At 39.3% G+C, this 15,540-nt stretch carries 13 protein-coding genes; all 13 read left to right on the top strand.

The window, feature by feature from the left end; genetic code table 11:
• Nucleotides 1-43: 43 nt before the first annotated feature.
• Nucleotides 44-910, top strand: coding sequence for an SPFH domain-containing protein (locus B7E04_RS13145; RefSeq protein ID WP_062654164.1), 867 nt, complete (start codon nucleotides 44-46; stop codon nucleotides 908-910).
• A gap of 96 nt (nucleotides 911-1,006) precedes the next feature.
• Nucleotides 1,007-1,201, top strand: coding sequence for a type II toxin-antitoxin system antitoxin (locus B7E04_RS13150; RefSeq protein WP_080779070.1), 195 nt, complete (start codon nucleotides 1,007-1,009; stop codon nucleotides 1,199-1,201).
• 362 nt (nucleotides 1,202-1,563) lie between these two features.
• Nucleotides 1,564-3,114, top strand: coding sequence for an L-piperidine-6-carboxylate dehydrogenase (gene amaB / locus B7E04_RS13160; RefSeq protein WP_080779072.1), 1,551 nt, complete (start codon nucleotides 1,564-1,566; stop codon nucleotides 3,112-3,114).
• Between the two features lie 104 nt (nucleotides 3,115-3,218).
• On the top strand, nucleotides 3,219-4,544 hold the full coding sequence (lat, locus tag B7E04_RS13165; protein ID WP_080779073.1) for an L-lysine 6-transaminase: 1,326 nt from the start codon (nucleotides 3,219-3,221) through the stop codon (nucleotides 4,542-4,544).
• 62 nt (nucleotides 4,545-4,606) lie between these two features.
• The gene (locus B7E04_RS13170; RefSeq protein WP_062654156.1) at nucleotides 4,607-4,837 is read left to right on the top strand and encodes a DUF2007 domain-containing protein; all 231 of its coding nucleotides are present in this window, start codon (nucleotides 4,607-4,609) and stop codon (nucleotides 4,835-4,837) included.
• A 340-nt stretch (nucleotides 4,838-5,177) separates the two neighbouring features.
• On the top strand, nucleotides 5,178-5,690 hold the full coding sequence (locus B7E04_RS13175; protein WP_080779074.1) for a GNAT family N-acetyltransferase: 513 nt from the start codon (nucleotides 5,178-5,180) through the stop codon (nucleotides 5,688-5,690).
• A 115-nt stretch (nucleotides 5,691-5,805) separates the two neighbouring features.
• Nucleotides 5,806-6,261: a P-loop NTPase family protein gene (locus tag B7E04_RS13180; protein WP_080779075.1), complete on the top strand. Its 456-nt coding sequence runs from the start codon at nucleotides 5,806-5,808 to the stop codon at nucleotides 6,259-6,261.
• A gap of 1 nt (nucleotide 6,262) precedes the next feature.
• On the top strand, nucleotides 6,263-7,450 hold the full coding sequence (locus tag B7E04_RS13185) for an efflux RND transporter periplasmic adaptor subunit (protein ID WP_080779076.1): 1,188 nt from the start codon (nucleotides 6,263-6,265) through the stop codon (nucleotides 7,448-7,450).
• A 3-nt stretch (nucleotides 7,451-7,453) separates the two neighbouring features.
• A complete protein-coding gene (locus tag B7E04_RS13190; protein WP_080779077.1) occupies nucleotides 7,454-10,600 on the top strand; it encodes an efflux RND transporter permease subunit in 3,147 nt (1,048 codons plus the stop codon).
• A 93-nt stretch (nucleotides 10,601-10,693) separates the two neighbouring features.
• The gene (locus B7E04_RS13195; RefSeq protein ID WP_080779078.1) at nucleotides 10,694-12,109 is read left to right on the top strand and encodes an efflux transporter outer membrane subunit; all 1,416 of its coding nucleotides are present in this window, start codon (nucleotides 10,694-10,696) and stop codon (nucleotides 12,107-12,109) included.
• A gap of 429 nt (nucleotides 12,110-12,538) precedes the next feature.
• Nucleotides 12,539-13,036, top strand: coding sequence for a GNAT family N-acetyltransferase (locus B7E04_RS13200; protein ID WP_080779079.1), 498 nt, complete (start codon nucleotides 12,539-12,541; stop codon nucleotides 13,034-13,036).
• A complete protein-coding gene (locus B7E04_RS13205; RefSeq protein WP_080779080.1) occupies nucleotides 13,033-13,512 on the top strand; it encodes a MarR family winged helix-turn-helix transcriptional regulator in 480 nt (159 codons plus the stop codon). Before B7E04_RS13200 ends, B7E04_RS13205 begins: the two co-directional genes overlap by 4 nt.
• Nucleotides 13,513-13,912: 400 nt before the next feature.
• On the top strand, nucleotides 13,913-15,532 hold the full coding sequence (locus B7E04_RS13210; protein WP_080779081.1) for a T9SS type A sorting domain-containing protein: 1,620 nt from the start codon (nucleotides 13,913-13,915) through the stop codon (nucleotides 15,530-15,532).
• Nucleotides 15,533-15,540: the final 8 nt, after the last annotated feature.

The following is a 15,540-nucleotide window of genomic DNA, read 5'->3' on the forward strand; positions in this document are numbered from 1 at the left end:
ATCTTTATGATATCAAATTAATATCAAATTAAAAATTGCAATCATGGAAAAAGTATTAAAGCCCATGTCGGGCTATCTTGCCCTGGTGATCTGCCTGGTTTTATTTGCAGGTGCCATCTATTTTTTTATTTCCGGAGTTGAGCAGAGTATTACGTATGTGATTATCTCGATGCTTTGTTTTTTACTGTTCTGTTTCTTTCTCAAAGGATTGATGATCATTCAGCCGAACCACTCAAGGGTGTTGAATTTTTTCGGAAGGTATGTAGGAACAGTAAAGGATAACGGATTGTTTTTTATCAACCCATTGTATTCATCACAGAAAATGTCATTACGTTCTGAAAACCTTCAGGGACAGACATTGAAAGTGAATGACAAAATGGGTAATCCCATTGAAATTGCAGTGGTGATGGTATGGAAAGTAGGAGATACGTACAAGGCGGCTTTTGATGTTGAGCGGTATTCGGATTTTGTAAGAATGCAGAGTGAAGCGGCTGTACGTCATTTGGCCATGAGCTTTCCATATGATAATTTAGAAGATGATCATGCCCCCATTACTTTAAGGGAAGGAGGTGACAAGATCAATTCAATTCTGGAGCAGGAGCTTACGGACCGTCTTGCAAAAGCAGGAATTGTAATTCAGGAAGCGAGAATTTCCCACTTGGCGTATGCTTCGGAAATTGCTGGTGCGATGCTTCAGAGGCAGCAGGCAACAGCTATTGTGGCAGCCAGAACCAAAATTGTGGAAGGGGCAGTGGGAATGGTAGATTTAGCCTTGAAAAAACTGTCGGAAGAAAATATTGTAGAGCTTGATGACGAAAGAAAAGCAGCGATGGTCAGCAACTTAATGGTGGTCTTGTGCGGTGAAAAAGCGGCAACCCCGATTTTAAATGCAGGAACACTGTACAACTAAAATCTGAAAATGTAAGAATGAATTAATAATAAAATTTTATCACGATGAGCGTTCAGACGCACTTTCCGTTAAAATCAATTATTAAAAATCAAGAAAATGAAACCGGAAAAAACTCCAAAAATTCCCGAAAACAAAGGCAAAAAATCATTTGTCATCAGGATTGATGAGTCTACTTATAAACTTGTGGAAAAGTGGGCCAATGACGAATTCAGGAGCGTAAACGGGCAGATCGAGTTTCTGCTGCACCAGAGTCTGGTGAATTCGGGAAGGAAAAAGAAAGAGGAAGAGTGAGGCGTAAGCGTATAACTTAATAACCTTCAGGTAACCTTATACAAAAAGAAAGCAGAGAAATTTTCTCTGCTTTTTTATTTAATACAACTCTGAAGTGTATCTGCTCCGAAGTAGAATATCACGAGCCAAATCAAACCTTTGATGGTGAAAAAAGCAAATCCAGCCCAGCCTACACGCTTAAACCACTTCTTAAACTTTGAATTGTTATTTTCTGATGAATTTTCCATGTCTGATGGTAAAAAGATTACCCTGCAAAGATAAGCATGTTTATAATTAGTCCAAATAAAAAACATCCTAAAAATTAAAATTTTGAGGTTCGCATAATATTTCTATCTTTAGAGGAAACGAAAAGTAAACATTTTATGTCTAAAAAAGTAAAGGATTTCGGAATCGAAAAAACACTTAAAAACCTTGGTATTAAAGAAGAAAACAAAGGGACTTCAGTGGGCGGTAAATATTTTGCTTCGGGAAAAACCATAGAGAGTTTTTCACCCGTAGACGGCAAACTAATTGCTAAAATTAAGACTTCCGGAGAAAGTGATTATGACAAAGTAATTGAGGCGGCTCAGAAGGCGTTTCAGGAATTCAGATTGATCCCTGCTCCCAAAAGAGGGGAGATCGTTAGGCAGCTTGGCCAGAAATTAAGAGCATATAAAGATGACCTTGGAAAACTTGTTTCTTATGAAATGGGTAAATCCCTTCAGGAAGGTCTGGGTGAAGTTCAGGAAATGATTGATATCTGTGATTTTGCAGTAGGGGTATCAAGGCAGCTTCACGGGTATACCATGCATTCGGAAAGACCGGGTCACAGAATGTACGAGCAATATCATCCGCTGGGCGTTGTGGGAATTATTACAGCCTTCAACTTCCCGGTTGCCGTATGGGCCTGGAACACTGCTTTAGCCTGGATCTGTGGAAATGTTACCATCTGGAAACCGTCAGAAAAAACACCATTATGCGCTATTGCATGTCAGAACATTATGTCTGAAGTATTAAAGGAGAATAATCTTGCCGAAGGTATTTCAAGCGTACTGGTTGCTGATCATGAGATCGGGCAGAAACTGGTAGATGATAAAAGGGTTTCTTTAGTTTCTTTCACAGGTTCTACCAGAGTAGGAAGAATGGTTTCTTCTAAAGTAGCGGAAAGATTCGGAAAATCTATCCTGGAGTTGGGTGGAAACAATGCCATTATTATCTCTAAAGATGCAGATATTGATATGTCAATCATCGGGGCCGTTTTCGGAGCGGTAGGAACAGCAGGACAGAGATGTACTTCAACAAGAAGACTGATCATTCACGAGAGCGTATACAACGAGGTGAAGACCAGACTGGTAAAAGCTTACGGACAGTTGAAAATCGGAAATCCTTTAGATGAGAACAACCATGTAGGACCACTTATCGATACGGATGCTGTGAACCAATATGAAGAGGCGATCAAAAAATGTAAAAAAGAAGGCGGAAAATTTGCAGTTGAAGGCGGTGTTTTAAGCGGAAAAGATTACGAATCCGGATGCTATGTGAAGCCATGTATTGCAGAAGTTAAAAACTCTTACGAGATCGTTCAGCACGAAACTTTCGCGCCGATCCTGTATCTGATCAAATATAAAACATTAGACGAGGCTATTGCCATCCAGAATGATGTTCCTCAGGGACTGTCATCGGCTATCATGACCCAGAACTTAAGAGAAGCAGAATTATTCCTTTCTCACGCAGGTTCAGACTGCGGTATTGCGAACGTAAACATCGGAACTTCCGGTGCGGAAATCGGAGGTGCTTTCGGCGGTGAAAAAGAAACCGGAGGCGGTAGAGAATCCGGATCAGACGTTTGGAAATACTACATGAGAAGACAAACCAATACCATAAACTATACAACTCAGCTTCCTTTGGCACAGGGGATTAAATTTGATTTGTAAAAATTCAGTTTAAATTATCTAAAGATTTAAGAATTTAAAAATTAATAACCTGGAATGTTTAAATCTTTTTATTCATTCAATTTTTAAATCAAACACAATTAATTATGGAACAAACAATTGATATAAAAGCTAATAAAGTAAAGGAAACAGTAGGAAGACACGTTCTGGCAGACGGCTTTGATTTTGTGATGGATATTGAAAAATCCCACGGATCATGGCTGTATGACAAACTAACAGACAAAGAGTATCTGGATATGTTCTCTATGTTTGCATCAGCTTCCATTGGCTACAACCATCCGTATCTTGTTGAAAGATCAGAATGGCTGGGGAGAATGGCGGTTAATAAACCTACACTGGCAGATGTATATTCTGAGGAATACGCTCACTTCTTGGAAGTTTTTGAAAGGGTAGTGATTCCTGAAGAACTGCAGTACGCTTTCTTTATTGAAGGAGGAAGCTTAGGCGTAGAAAACGCTATGAAAGCCTGCTTCGACTGGAAAACCCGTAAGAACTTCGAAAAAGGACTTCAGACGGAAGCCGGGATCTGTATTCACTTCAGACAGGCATTCCACGGAAGAAGCGGCTATACTTTAAGCTTAACCAATACTTCAGACCCAAGAAAATATCAGTATTTCCCGATGTTTGAATGGCCAAGGATCCTGAATCCGAAATTGACTTTCCCGATCACGGAAGAGAATCTGGAGGAAACCATCAAGAATGAAAGACTTGCTTTATTACAAATTGAAGAAGCCATCCTGATGAATCCTGATAAAGTGGCATGCATCATCATTGAGCCTATTCAGGCTGAGGGTGGTGATAACCACTTCAGAGACGAATTCCTGTTAGGTTTAAGAAAGCTTTGTGATCAGAATGAGATCCTTCTGATCTTTGATGAAGTGCAGACCGGTATCGCTATTACAGGAAAAATGTGGGCATTCCAGCACTTCACAGCAAAACCGGATATTATTTCTTTCGGGAAAAAAGCTCAGGTTTGCGGGGTTTTAGCGAACAAAGAAAAATTCGACCAGATTCCGAATAACGTGTTCAGAGAAAGTTCAAGGATCAATTCCACTTTCGGAGGAAACTTTATTGATATGCTTCGTTTCCAGCTGGTGATGGAAGTGATTGAAAAAGAAAATCTTGTAGAAAACGCAAGAGTGGTGGGAGATTATCTGTTGGAAAGATTAAAAGAATTAGCTCAGAAATATCCTGAGAAGATTTCAAATGCAAGAGGAAGAGGGTTGATGTGTGCCATTGATCTTCCTTCAGCAGAGCAGAGAAATCACCTGATGAACGAGCTTTTCAAAGACGGATTGATTATTCTTCCGTGTGGAGATCAGTCCCTTCGTTTCAGACCTCATCTGAATGTTACCCAGGAAGAAATTCAGTTGGCTTTAGATAAAATCGAGAGCAATATTAATAAAATTTAAAACCAAAGATTTGTAATTTTAAAAAAAACATTGTACATTTAGATACTCAAACGATATAGAATATGGAAAGAAGTACGAGAGTATCGGTTTTTGAAAGTGATAAGCCTTCAGAAATCCAGTTAATAAAGTCTAAATTGGATGATGCACAAATTACAAACAGCGTCGAAAATAACTATCTTACCTTTACGACAACGCCTACAGCAACATCGTTAAAAATCATGGTAGATTTGCAAGACGAGAAGAATGCATTCAATATTATAGATGCTTATCTTCAACAAAGTGAAAATCAATAAAACAATTTCATAATTTTAAATTTTACTACTTCGAACCGAAAATTAATTTTAATTAGTTTTCGGTTTTTTAGTTCATTAAGATTGAGAAGTAAGGGATTAGGGTTTAGGGATTAGGGACCCGAAAATACTGGGAAATTTAAAAATATTTTAGCTCTTAATCAATAAGAATAGTTAAACATAATTAAAGGTCTATTCAATAGGGGTAGGCTTTAGCCCGCCTTCAAAAATGAATCAAACCTCCAATCCGGCTTTAGCTAAAACTTACAGAAACCTGACATTTTCTGACCCCTTAATTTTTTAATCTTTTAATTTTTAAATCTTTAAATCAAATAGCACAACAATGAATTCAGACACAAAACTAAGAAAAGCAGAAATTGATGACAGGGATATCATTTGGGGAATAATCAGGCAGTCCATTGAAAGAAGAAAAGAGGACGGAAGCACCCAATGGCAGAACGGCTATCCAAACATCGGAACCGTAGAAAGCGACATTGCAAAAGGTTTTGGATATGTACTGACCGTAGATGGAGAAATTGCAGTCTATGCCGCACTGATCTTAAATGACGAGCCTGCATACAGCCAGATTGAGGGCGCGTGGTTAAGTAACGGAGAATTCGTAGTGGTTCACAGGGTTGCTGTAGAAGGAAAGTTTGCAGGGCAGGGCATGGTGAAAAAATTATTTGACCATATTGAGGATTTTACAAGATCCCACGGAATTCAAAGCATAAAAGTAGATACAAACTATGATAATATCGCCATGCTGAAAATCCTTGAAAGCAAAGGGTATTCCTATTGTGGTGAAGTGCTTTTGGCAGACGGAATGAGAAAAGCTTATGAGAAGATTATAATTTGATCAAAAAGTTAAATCAGTTTCCATTGAATTTTTAAAAGAAGCTGTATTTATAAACTCTATCATGTTTGTTCGTTTGGTTCTGAACTAATTTTTACTTTTGTCAAAATTTTTATATATGCACCAAAGTATAGAAATTGATGAAAAAATATTTCAGGATGCTGTAAAGTTTTACGGCACCGTTTTCAACCTGCCGCCTTTAGCCTCAAAAATCTATTCCTACCTTCTTTTCGATTATGAGAAAACAGGAATTACTTTTGACGAATTTGTAGAAGTACTTTCGGCGAGCAAAAGCTCTGTTTCCACAAGCATCTCACTACTGCTGAATGCACAGCTGATCATAGACCATAATAAAATGGATGAGCGGAAGCGGTATTTTTTCATCAATGACGAATATAAGAAAATCAGATTTGAAAAAATAGTTCAGAAAATGAAGGATGAACTTAAATTACTGGATGACCTCAACAACTTTAAAAAAAATCATGACAATGAATACGATGAGCGGGTAGAAGCTTACAAAGCACTTTTATACAAAAACATAGAAAATATTCAGGAATCTCTTAATAAACTTTAAAATGAATAATAAGCTAGTTATACTTTCTATTGCAGCGCTTTCACTGACAGCCTGCAAAAAAGAAGCTCCGAAGCAGGATGGTGCAAAGCCATATCCTGTAGTTTCTGTGGAGTCGAAAAATATAGTGGGCTATCAGACCTTTCCGGCTACCATACAGGGAAGGGTGAACAATGATGTCCGCGCAAAAATACAGGGATATATCACTCAGGTATTGGTAGATGAAGGACAGTATGTGACCAAAGGGCAGCCTTTGTTCCGTCTGGAAACCAATATCCTTTCTGAAAACGCCGCCGCTTCAAAAGCAGGAATCGGTGCTGCAGAATCTACCATTGCAGCGGCTCAGGCTTCTGTAAATGCAGCCCAGGTGGAAGTGAATAAACTGAAACCTCTGGTCCAAAAAAATATCATCAGCAATGTGCAGCTTCAGACGGCTCAGGCCAATTTAGCCCAGGCCCAGGCCCAGCTACAGCAGGCCAATGCAGCAAAAAGACAGGCAGTTGCCAATTACAAAGGAGTAGAAGCCAATATTGAATACTCTATCATCCGTGCTCCTATTTCCGGAGTAATCGGAAGACTTCCATTGAAGGTAGGAAGTTTGGTGGGACCAACTGACCAGACTGCACTAACAACCATTTCAGATACCTCTGAAATTTTCGCCTATTTTTCAATGAATGAAAAAGAGTATTTTGATTTCCTTGAAAAATCACAGGGTTCATCTATGCCTGAAAAAATTAAAAACCTTCCGATGGTAGAACTTCAGCTGGCCAATGGAAGTCTTTATCCGGAAAAAGGAAGAATTGAAGCCATTACAGGCCAGATCGATCCTACAACGGGTACCATCCAGTTCAGGGTGGCGTTTACCAATGCACAGAAATTATTAAGCAACGGTAACAGCGGAACCATCAGATTCCCGCAGCATTATGATAATGTGCTGGTAGTACCTGAAAGTGCTACTTACGAGCAGCAGGGTATTGTTTATGTTTATAAAGTTGATAAAGGTGATACAGCACGAAATGTGGTGGTCAATGTCATCGACAGGATAGATAATCTTGCCCTTGTAAAATCTGGTGTAAATAAAGGAGAAGTTATTGTTGCAGCAGGTATTGGAGGATTAAAACCAGGAACTGCCATTAAGAAGAAACCTATAAAAATGGATAGTCTTGTTCAATCAATAAAACCGAAATTTTAAAAAATGATTAAAAATTTTATTAACAGACCGGTTTTATCCACCGTAATATCAATTCTGATTGTTATTCTCGGTGTTTTAGGACTTATCTCGCTGCCGGTTACCCAGTATCCGGATATTGCGCCGCCCACGGTAAGTGTTTCTACAAACTACACGGGAGCCAATGCCGAGACGGTAATGAAGAGTGTAGTAGTACCTTTGGAAGAGCAGATCAACGGGGTGGAAGGAATGGATTATATCACTTCCAGTGCCGGGAACGACGGTTCTGCCCAGATTCAGGTTTTCTTTAAACAGGGAATTGATCCGGATATCGCTTCAGTAAACGTACAGAACCGTGTGGCAAGAGCGACACCACTTCTGCCGTCCGAAGTAACCCGTTCAGGGGTTGTAACGCAGAAACAGCAGACCAGTGCCCTGATGTATATGTCTTTCTATTCCGAGAACAAGGATCTGGATGATGTATACCTTCAGAACTTTTTGAATATCAACATTATTCCGAATCTGAAAAGGATTAACGGTGTAGGGGATGCCAACGTTTTCGGGGGTAAAAACTACTCCATGAGAATCTGGCTGGATCCTGCTAAAATGGCGGCCTACAGTGTAACGCCCAATGATGTTACCAATGCCATCAACGAGCAGAGTAGAGAAGCTGCAGCAGGTTCTATTGGCCAGAACAGCGGAAGTTCTTTTGAATATATCATCAAATACGTAGGTAAATTCAATGATAAAGAACAGTATGACAATATCATCATTAAATCTCTTGCCAACGGTCAAAACCTGATGCTGAAAGATGTTGCCAAAGTAGAACTGGCAGGTCAGTCCTACAGCGGAATCGGGGAAAACGGAAACAATCCTTCCATCAGTATGGGGATCTTCCAGACGCCGGGATCCAATGCACAGGAGATTATTCAGAATATCAAAGATTATCTGAAATCAGCGGAGGGAACTTTTCCAGAGGGAATCAAGTATACCTTTAACTTTGATACCAACGAATTCCTGGAAGCTTCTATTGAAAAGGTAGTGCATACCCTGATTGAAGCGTTCATCCTTGTATTCATTGTAGTGTATATTTTCCTTCAGGATTTCAGATCTACCCTGATTCCGGCCATCGCGGTTCCGGTATCTATTGTGGGAGCGTTCTTCTTCCTGAATCTTTTCGGGTATTCATTAAACCTGTTGACCCTGTTTGCATTGGTCCTTGCCATCGGTATTGTGGTGGATGACGCCATTGTCGTCGTCGAGGCCGTCCATGCGAAGATGGAACACGGTATTTCAGATGCTAAAAAGGCAACGGTAGAAGCCATGGATGAGATTACAGGCGCTATTATTTCTATTACTTTGGTAATGGCCGCCGTATTTATCCCTGTGACATTTATTACAGGTCCTACAGGGGTTTTCTACCAGCAGTTTGGGATTACCCTGATTATTGCGATCATTATTTCTGCTATTAATGCATTAACGTTAAGTCCGGTTTTATGTTCATTATTCCTGAAACCTCACGCAGAGCATCATGCAGAATATAAGAACTTAAATCTCTTACAGAAGTTTTTCTATAAGTTTAATATTGCTTTTAAAACAACAACTGAGCGTTACGGAAGAGGATTTGTGTTCCTTTTAAGACATAAATGGGTAACCCTGATTATTTTTGCGGTTACAGGAGGTATCTTATTCTGGGCAAGCAGCAGCATGAAGAAAGGTTTTGTACCTACGGAAGACAGAGGGATTATCTTTACCGATGTTCAGCTTCCTCCGGGAGCTTCTATGGAAAGAACCTACAACGCTCTGAAAACCCTTCAGGCCAAAGCACTGAAAGTTCCGGGAGTACAGAATGTAACGATTTCTACCGGTAGAGGATTCTTATCCGGAAACGGAAGTAATAACGGTCTTGCCTTTGTGAAATTGAAGCCATTCGATGAAAGAAAAAAAGACGGCCAGACCTCTGAAGATATCACGAAAAAGCTGTTTGGAATTGTAGGTGCTGTCCCTGATGCCAAGGTAGTATTCTTCCAACCGCCAAGTGTACCCGGATTTGGTAACAGTGCCGGTTTTGAAATGGTATTGCTGGATAAATCAGGTGGAGAGTATGCCGATCTGGATAATAAGACCAATGAATTCATTGGTAAGCTGATGGAGAGACCGGAAATTCAGTTTGCACAGACTTCATTTAATACAAAATATCCACAGTACCAGATGGAAATCAATGTTCCTCTGAGCAAACAGCTTGGCGTTTCTGTCAATGATATTCTGTCGACTATGCAGGGGTATATCGGAGGTGTTTATACAGCTGATTTTACCAAATACGGAAAACAGTTCAGGGTAATGGTCCAGGCACTTCCTGAAAACAGAAAGAATATTGAAAACCTGAATGAGCTTTATGTACGGACAGGTTCAGGAATTATGACTCCGATTTCACAGTTTGTCACCTTGAAAAAAGCATACGGACCACAATCCGTAAGCCGTTACAACCTGTTTACTTCAGTGAAGGTGACGGGAGCCAACTCTGAAGGGTACAGTTCCGGTGATGCCATTACCGCTGTACAGCAGGTAGCCAATGAAACCCTGAATCAGAATTATGCAGTGGAATTTACGGGACTAACCCGAGAAGAATTAAATTCAGGATCTCAGACCCTTCTGATTTTTGGATTAAGTCTGGTTTTCGTTTACTTTATCCTTTCTGCGCAGTATGAAAGTTATATCCTTCCGCTGATCGTTGTTATTTCTCTTCCTCTTGGGGTAATGGGAGCCTATTTCGGGCAGAAAATTATGGGCTTGGAAAATAATATTTATTTCCAGATTGCCCTGATCATGCTCGTGGGACTATTGGCGAAAAACGCGATCCTTATCGTCGAATTTGCCGTCCAGCGAAGACATCACGGGGAAACAATTGTCATGTCAGCGATCAATGCGGCTAAAGCCAGGGTAAGACCAATCCTGATGACTTCATTTGCCTTTATCTTCGGTTTATTACCGTTGGTTCTTGCAAGCGGAATCGGTGCGGTAGGTAACAGATCTATTGCAACCGGTGCGGCAATCGGACTATTGATCGGAACCATTTTAGGATTATTTGTTATTCCTGTATTGTATGTGATCTTTGAAACACTGCAGGAAAAAATTAAACCTATCAAAAGAGAAGATATCAATTTAGCAGAATAAAAATAATTGGAGAAGTTAGAAGTTAGAGGTTAGAAATTAGTCTAAAACCCAATCTAACTTCTAACCTCTGACCTCTAACTTCTAATTAAAAAAATGAAGAGTTTAATAAACATCATAAAAGGAATCACTTTTTCAGCTTTCATTTTGGGAGCCATCACATCCTGTATGGCCAGAAAAGAATATGAAAGGCCGAAAAATGTGGTGGACGAAAAGCTTTTCCGTACTGATATGCTTCCTTCAGACAGTGTAAGTATCGGAACGGTTTCCTGGAAAGAGATTTTCACAGATCCGGTTTTGCAGGGGCATATTTCAAAAGCTTTGGAAAATAACCTGGATATCAGGATCGCATTACAAAGCATTGGTTCTGCCGAGGCTTACCTGAAGCAGAGCAAAGCTGCCTATCAGCCGACTCTTTCCGTAGGACCTAATTATACATTCCAGACCCAGTCTATCAATACCCAGTTCGGGCAGATCATCGGGGAAAGAAGGTATGTCAACCAGTTTGATATTACCGCAAGTATCGGATGGGAAGCAGATCTTTGGGGGAAATTAAGAGCTCAGGAAAAAGCCCAGCTTGCGACCTATTTAGGAACTGTTGCGGCTCATAAGGCAGTTAAAAGTGACCTGGTAGCGTCTATCGCATCTGCGTATTACCAGCTTCTTACTTTCGATTCCCAGAAAAGGATCATCAGTGAAACCATTGCGGTAAGAGAGAGAAATTTAGAGACCACCAAAGCATTAAAAGCTTCAGGAAACCTGACAGAAGTAGCGGTACAGCAAAGTGAAGCGCTTGTTTTCAATGCCAAATCTTTGCTGATTGATATTGATACCCAGATCCAGCTGCTTGAGAACACGATGAGCCTTCTGATGGGAGAGTCCTCTCATTCCATTGAAAGGTCTACTCTGGAAACCCAGAATCTTCCGATCGACCTGAAATTAGGATACCCGGCACAGTTACTGGCCAACCGTCCTGATGTCATGAGGGCAGAATATAACCTGATGAATGCTTTTGAACTGACCAATTCAGCGAAAGCTCAGTTTTATCCTACTTTAAAATTAACCGGTAGTGGTGGACTGCAGTCGGTGGATCTGGATCACCTGTTCAGTGTAAATTCATTGTTTGCAAACGTGGTGGCAGGTCTGGCACAGCCGATCTTAAATAAAAGACAGATCAAAACGAACTATGATGTAAGCCTTGCCAACCAGGAAACTGCTTACCTGAACTTCAGAAAAACAGTGCTTACCGCCGGGAAAGAAGTTTCAGATGCAATCAGGGTATTTTCTGTGCAGGATTCTTTTATTGAGCTCAAGCAGAAAGAGCTGGATGCTTATAAAAAATCAGTCGATTATTCCCAGGAACTGGTTAATTACGGGATGGCCAACTATCTGGAAGTATTGAATGCAAGTGTGAATTCATTGAATGCAGAACTCAATATTTCCAATGCAGAATATAATAAAATGAAAGCTGCCGTAGAGCTTTATCAGGCTCTGGGCGGTGGATGGAAATAATTGTTTTCATCCTGTAAATAGTATAAAACGTATGTCATTTTTGGCATACGTTTTTTTATTTCTGATTAACTATTTTTTGCTGGAAAACGCAAGGACGCAAAGTTTCTTTATTTTTACTCAGTCCTAAGGCGCAAAAATTATATCTTCGATAAAATTGATTGAGTATAGTTTCCTGCAAATCATATTACTCTATGTTGAAAATCTTTGATTTTCTTGCGCCTTAAAGCAGCATGCAGATCAAACCCTTTGCGTCCTTGCGTTTCCAAACAATAAAAGATTAGTTCCTAATACTCTAGCAGATTATCCTGATCAGGCAGATCTTTAGGATATCAGTTTATTTTATATTGTTAAAATTGATATAAAAAATAATTTCCATTTGCATATATGTAGTAAACTACGTAGTTTTGTAATGTAAAAAATAACATACGTATGAAAATCGATATTCAACCACTGGATAATACCTATTCAGACCAGCTTATTGATATTATTCTGAATATCCAGCAGAAAGAATTTAACGTTCCTATTACCATTGAAGATCAGCCGGACCTTAAACAGATCGAAAGCTTTTATACAGAAGCAGGTGGAAACTTTTGGGGAGCTTTTATAGACGGACAATTGGTAGGTTCTATAGCATTGGTTAAATTTGATAAAAGAGCAGGGGCAGTAAGAAAAATGTTTGTAAAAAAAGAATTCAGAGGAAAGGAACTAAATATTGCACAGAAGCTTCTGGAAGTTTTAATTTTATTCTGCCGTGAAAATGGAATAGATGCCATATATCTGGGAACGGTTAATATATTGAAAGCAGCAATTCGTTTTTATGAACGGAATCATTTTGTACAAGTGGAAAAAGAAAATCTTCCCGTTCGTTTTCCATTGATGAATGCGGATAATGTTTTTTACTCTTTAATTATAAATCAGAAGGTATGAATATAATTGACGAATCGGGGATTCTTGCGATTTCCACAAGGCTGCAGCGCCTCAGCGAGCAACTTAGAAAAGATGGTGCTCTGATCTATAAATCTTTTGATATTGATTTTGAGCCTAAATGGTTTCCCGTCATTTTTACATTGCACCATAAAAAGATGTTGAGCGTTGTGGAGATAGCCAATGAAATAGGGTATACCCATCCTTCCACGATAAGCCTGCTGAAAGAACTGGAAAAACAGAAGCTGATCCAGTCAAAAAAGGATAAGCAGGATGAGCGTAAAAGACTTATCATATTGTCACCAAAAGGAAATGAGCTCATAGAAAAAATGATACCGGTCTGGGAGCTTATTTCAAAAGTATTGGGTGAGATTGCTGATAACGAAAATAATCTGCTTGCGGCTATCAACGAAGCAGAAGAAAAAATAGCAAAACAGTCTTTTTATCAGCGGATGCTGCAATTGAAGAGTGAAAGCTAAAGTTCCAGATCATGTAATTGTGATCATAATATAAAAAATCCTGTAACCATTAATAGTTATAGGGTTTTAAATTTTTCAGGTATTTAAAAACACATTTGTACTCCCCTGAATATTATATTCAAACCAGGCTGGCAGGAAAAATATTGATCTTTCTTAAATCAAAATTTCAGATACCCTGCAATCTTTCCGAAAATTAATGATCTATTTTATTTTTATGCGTCATGATCTGTCGTGTCACGACATTAATTTTGTTCATTAATTAATTGAAAAAAATTAATAATATATAGGCAAATGAAAAAGTATATTAAATCTCAGTACTGGGACCTGGATTGCGTTAAAAAATGTTAAATTTGCGATAGAATTATAAAAAAAGAATTTTAAAATTAAAAATACAAAACCGATGAAGAAATTCTACGCTGGTGCATGTACTCTATGCACGCTTGTTGGGCTGTCTGCCCAGGAAGTACTGTGGCAGAAAGATATCAAATCTTCTACCCAGGATTTTTTAAGCCAGGTAACCACAACTATTGATCAGCAGTATCTGATAACCGGAAGTTCTATTCAGACAGGTTCCCTTCGAGAGCCTCAGGGAACAGGAAAGCAGAATAACGGTTACGATTTTCATTTAGTAAAACTCAATCAACAGGGTGAGCAGGTATGGGAAAAATATTTCTCTGGACTGAACCACGATTATCTTTCTGCTTCTGTAGCAACTCAGGAAGGAGGATTCCTGATTGCAGGAACTTCCTATTCCGGGAAAGGTCTGGATAAAAAAGAAGATTCCAAAGGAGGTTCTGATATCTGGCTGATCAGACTGAATGAATTTGGGGATGAACTTTGGCAGAAAACCCTAGGATCAGCATCTGATGAAGAAGCAAGGTCGGTTATTCAGACTACTGATTTTGGATTTTTTGTCGCTGGAAATGTACAGAACTCTTCAAAAGGTTACGGATCAAAAGATGTTTTGATTGTAAAGCTTGATAAGGATGGTAAAATTGTGTCAGAATCCGTATTTGGAGGAAAAGGACTTGATGAAGTTGAAAAAATAATTCCAACCAGAGATGGCGGTGCTTTATTAGGGGTCTATTCCAGAAGTAATGCTGTACAAAGTAAAATGTCTAATGTACAAAGTACAGGCAGCACCAATACACCCGACACCCGACATTTTACCTCTGTACAAAAATCTTCAGACAACTTCGGTGAAGGTGATTACTGGATTGTAAAACTCGATAAATCCGGAAAAACAGAATGGGAAAAGAACTTTGGGGGAAAAGGGGATGACCATCTGAGAACACTTTCTTTAACATCAGCGGGTTATTTAGTCGGTGGAGAGTCCAGATCGGAAAGATCAGGAAATAAAACCGTAGGAATTGAAGAAGGAACTGATCTGTGGCTGATTTCTTTAAATGAAAGAGGTGAAGAAATCTGGCAGAAATCTTACAATTTTGGGAATAGAGACATTTTAATGGGAACGAGTGTACTTCATTCAGCAGATGATAAGTCTTCTAAAGGAATTCTTTTAGGCGGTTATACTCAAGCTGAAGCAAGGATTGAGGCAGAGGATGAAACCTTCTGGATGCTGTACCTGGATCAGGAGGGTAATGAACAGTGGAGAAAACATGTGAAAGGTGAATCCAGAAAACGTGAAGAAAGACTTTCGGATATTAAACTGAACAGAGATGGCTCAATTATCCTTGCAGGAACCAGTGCTGAAGAATTAGGAAAAGAGAACTGGAAGATTGTGAAACTTGGAGACAGCCAGATTAATAAGCTTATAGAAAAACAAGACATCAAGATTTATCCGAATCCGGTTTCAGAGTATGCTTATGTGGAAATCGGCTTCGAATTCAAAGAGGCTGATATTTTATTGTATGATATGGGCGGAAGACAGCTTCAGAGCTTGAAGACTAAGAATAAGGTGACGAAAATAAATACCCAGAATTTAGTTCAGGGGGCTTATCTGGTGACCATAAAAACGGATAATAATAAAACGGAGAGTGCTAAATTGATAAAGAAATAAACACATCT

The organism is Chryseobacterium phocaeense, from assembly GCF_900169075.1.
Classification (GTDB): Bacteria; Bacteroidota; Bacteroidia; order Flavobacteriales; family Weeksellaceae; genus Chryseobacterium; species Chryseobacterium phocaeense.

Coding starts and splice junctions, on each gene's coding strand:
- B7E04_RS13145 (WP_062654164.1), top strand. CDS start 44: ATGGAAAAAGTATTAAAGCCCATGTCGGGCTATCTTGCCCTGGTGATC.
- B7E04_RS13150 (WP_080779070.1), top strand. CDS start 1,007: ATGAAACCGGAAAAAACTCCAAAAATTCCCGAAAACAAAGGCAAAAAA.
- amaB (WP_080779072.1), top strand. CDS start 1,564: ATGTCTAAAAAAGTAAAGGATTTCGGAATCGAAAAAACACTTAAAAAC.
- lat (WP_080779073.1), top strand. CDS start 3,219: ATGGAACAAACAATTGATATAAAAGCTAATAAAGTAAAGGAAACAGTA.
- B7E04_RS13170 (WP_062654156.1), top strand. CDS start 4,607: ATGGAAAGAAGTACGAGAGTATCGGTTTTTGAAAGTGATAAGCCTTCA.
- B7E04_RS13175 (WP_080779074.1), top strand. CDS start 5,178: ATGAATTCAGACACAAAACTAAGAAAAGCAGAAATTGATGACAGGGAT.
- B7E04_RS13180 (WP_080779075.1), top strand. CDS start 5,806: ATGCACCAAAGTATAGAAATTGATGAAAAAATATTTCAGGATGCTGTA.
- B7E04_RS13185 (WP_080779076.1), top strand. CDS start 6,263: ATGAATAATAAGCTAGTTATACTTTCTATTGCAGCGCTTTCACTGACA.
- B7E04_RS13190 (WP_080779077.1), top strand. CDS start 7,454: ATGATTAAAAATTTTATTAACAGACCGGTTTTATCCACCGTAATATCA.
- B7E04_RS13195 (WP_080779078.1), top strand. CDS start 10,694: ATGAAGAGTTTAATAAACATCATAAAAGGAATCACTTTTTCAGCTTTC.
- B7E04_RS13200 (WP_080779079.1), top strand. CDS start 12,539: ATGAAAATCGATATTCAACCACTGGATAATACCTATTCAGACCAGCTT.
- B7E04_RS13205 (WP_080779080.1), top strand. CDS start 13,033: ATGAATATAATTGACGAATCGGGGATTCTTGCGATTTCCACAAGGCTG.
- B7E04_RS13210 (WP_080779081.1), top strand. CDS start 13,913: ATGAAGAAATTCTACGCTGGTGCATGTACTCTATGCACGCTTGTTGGG.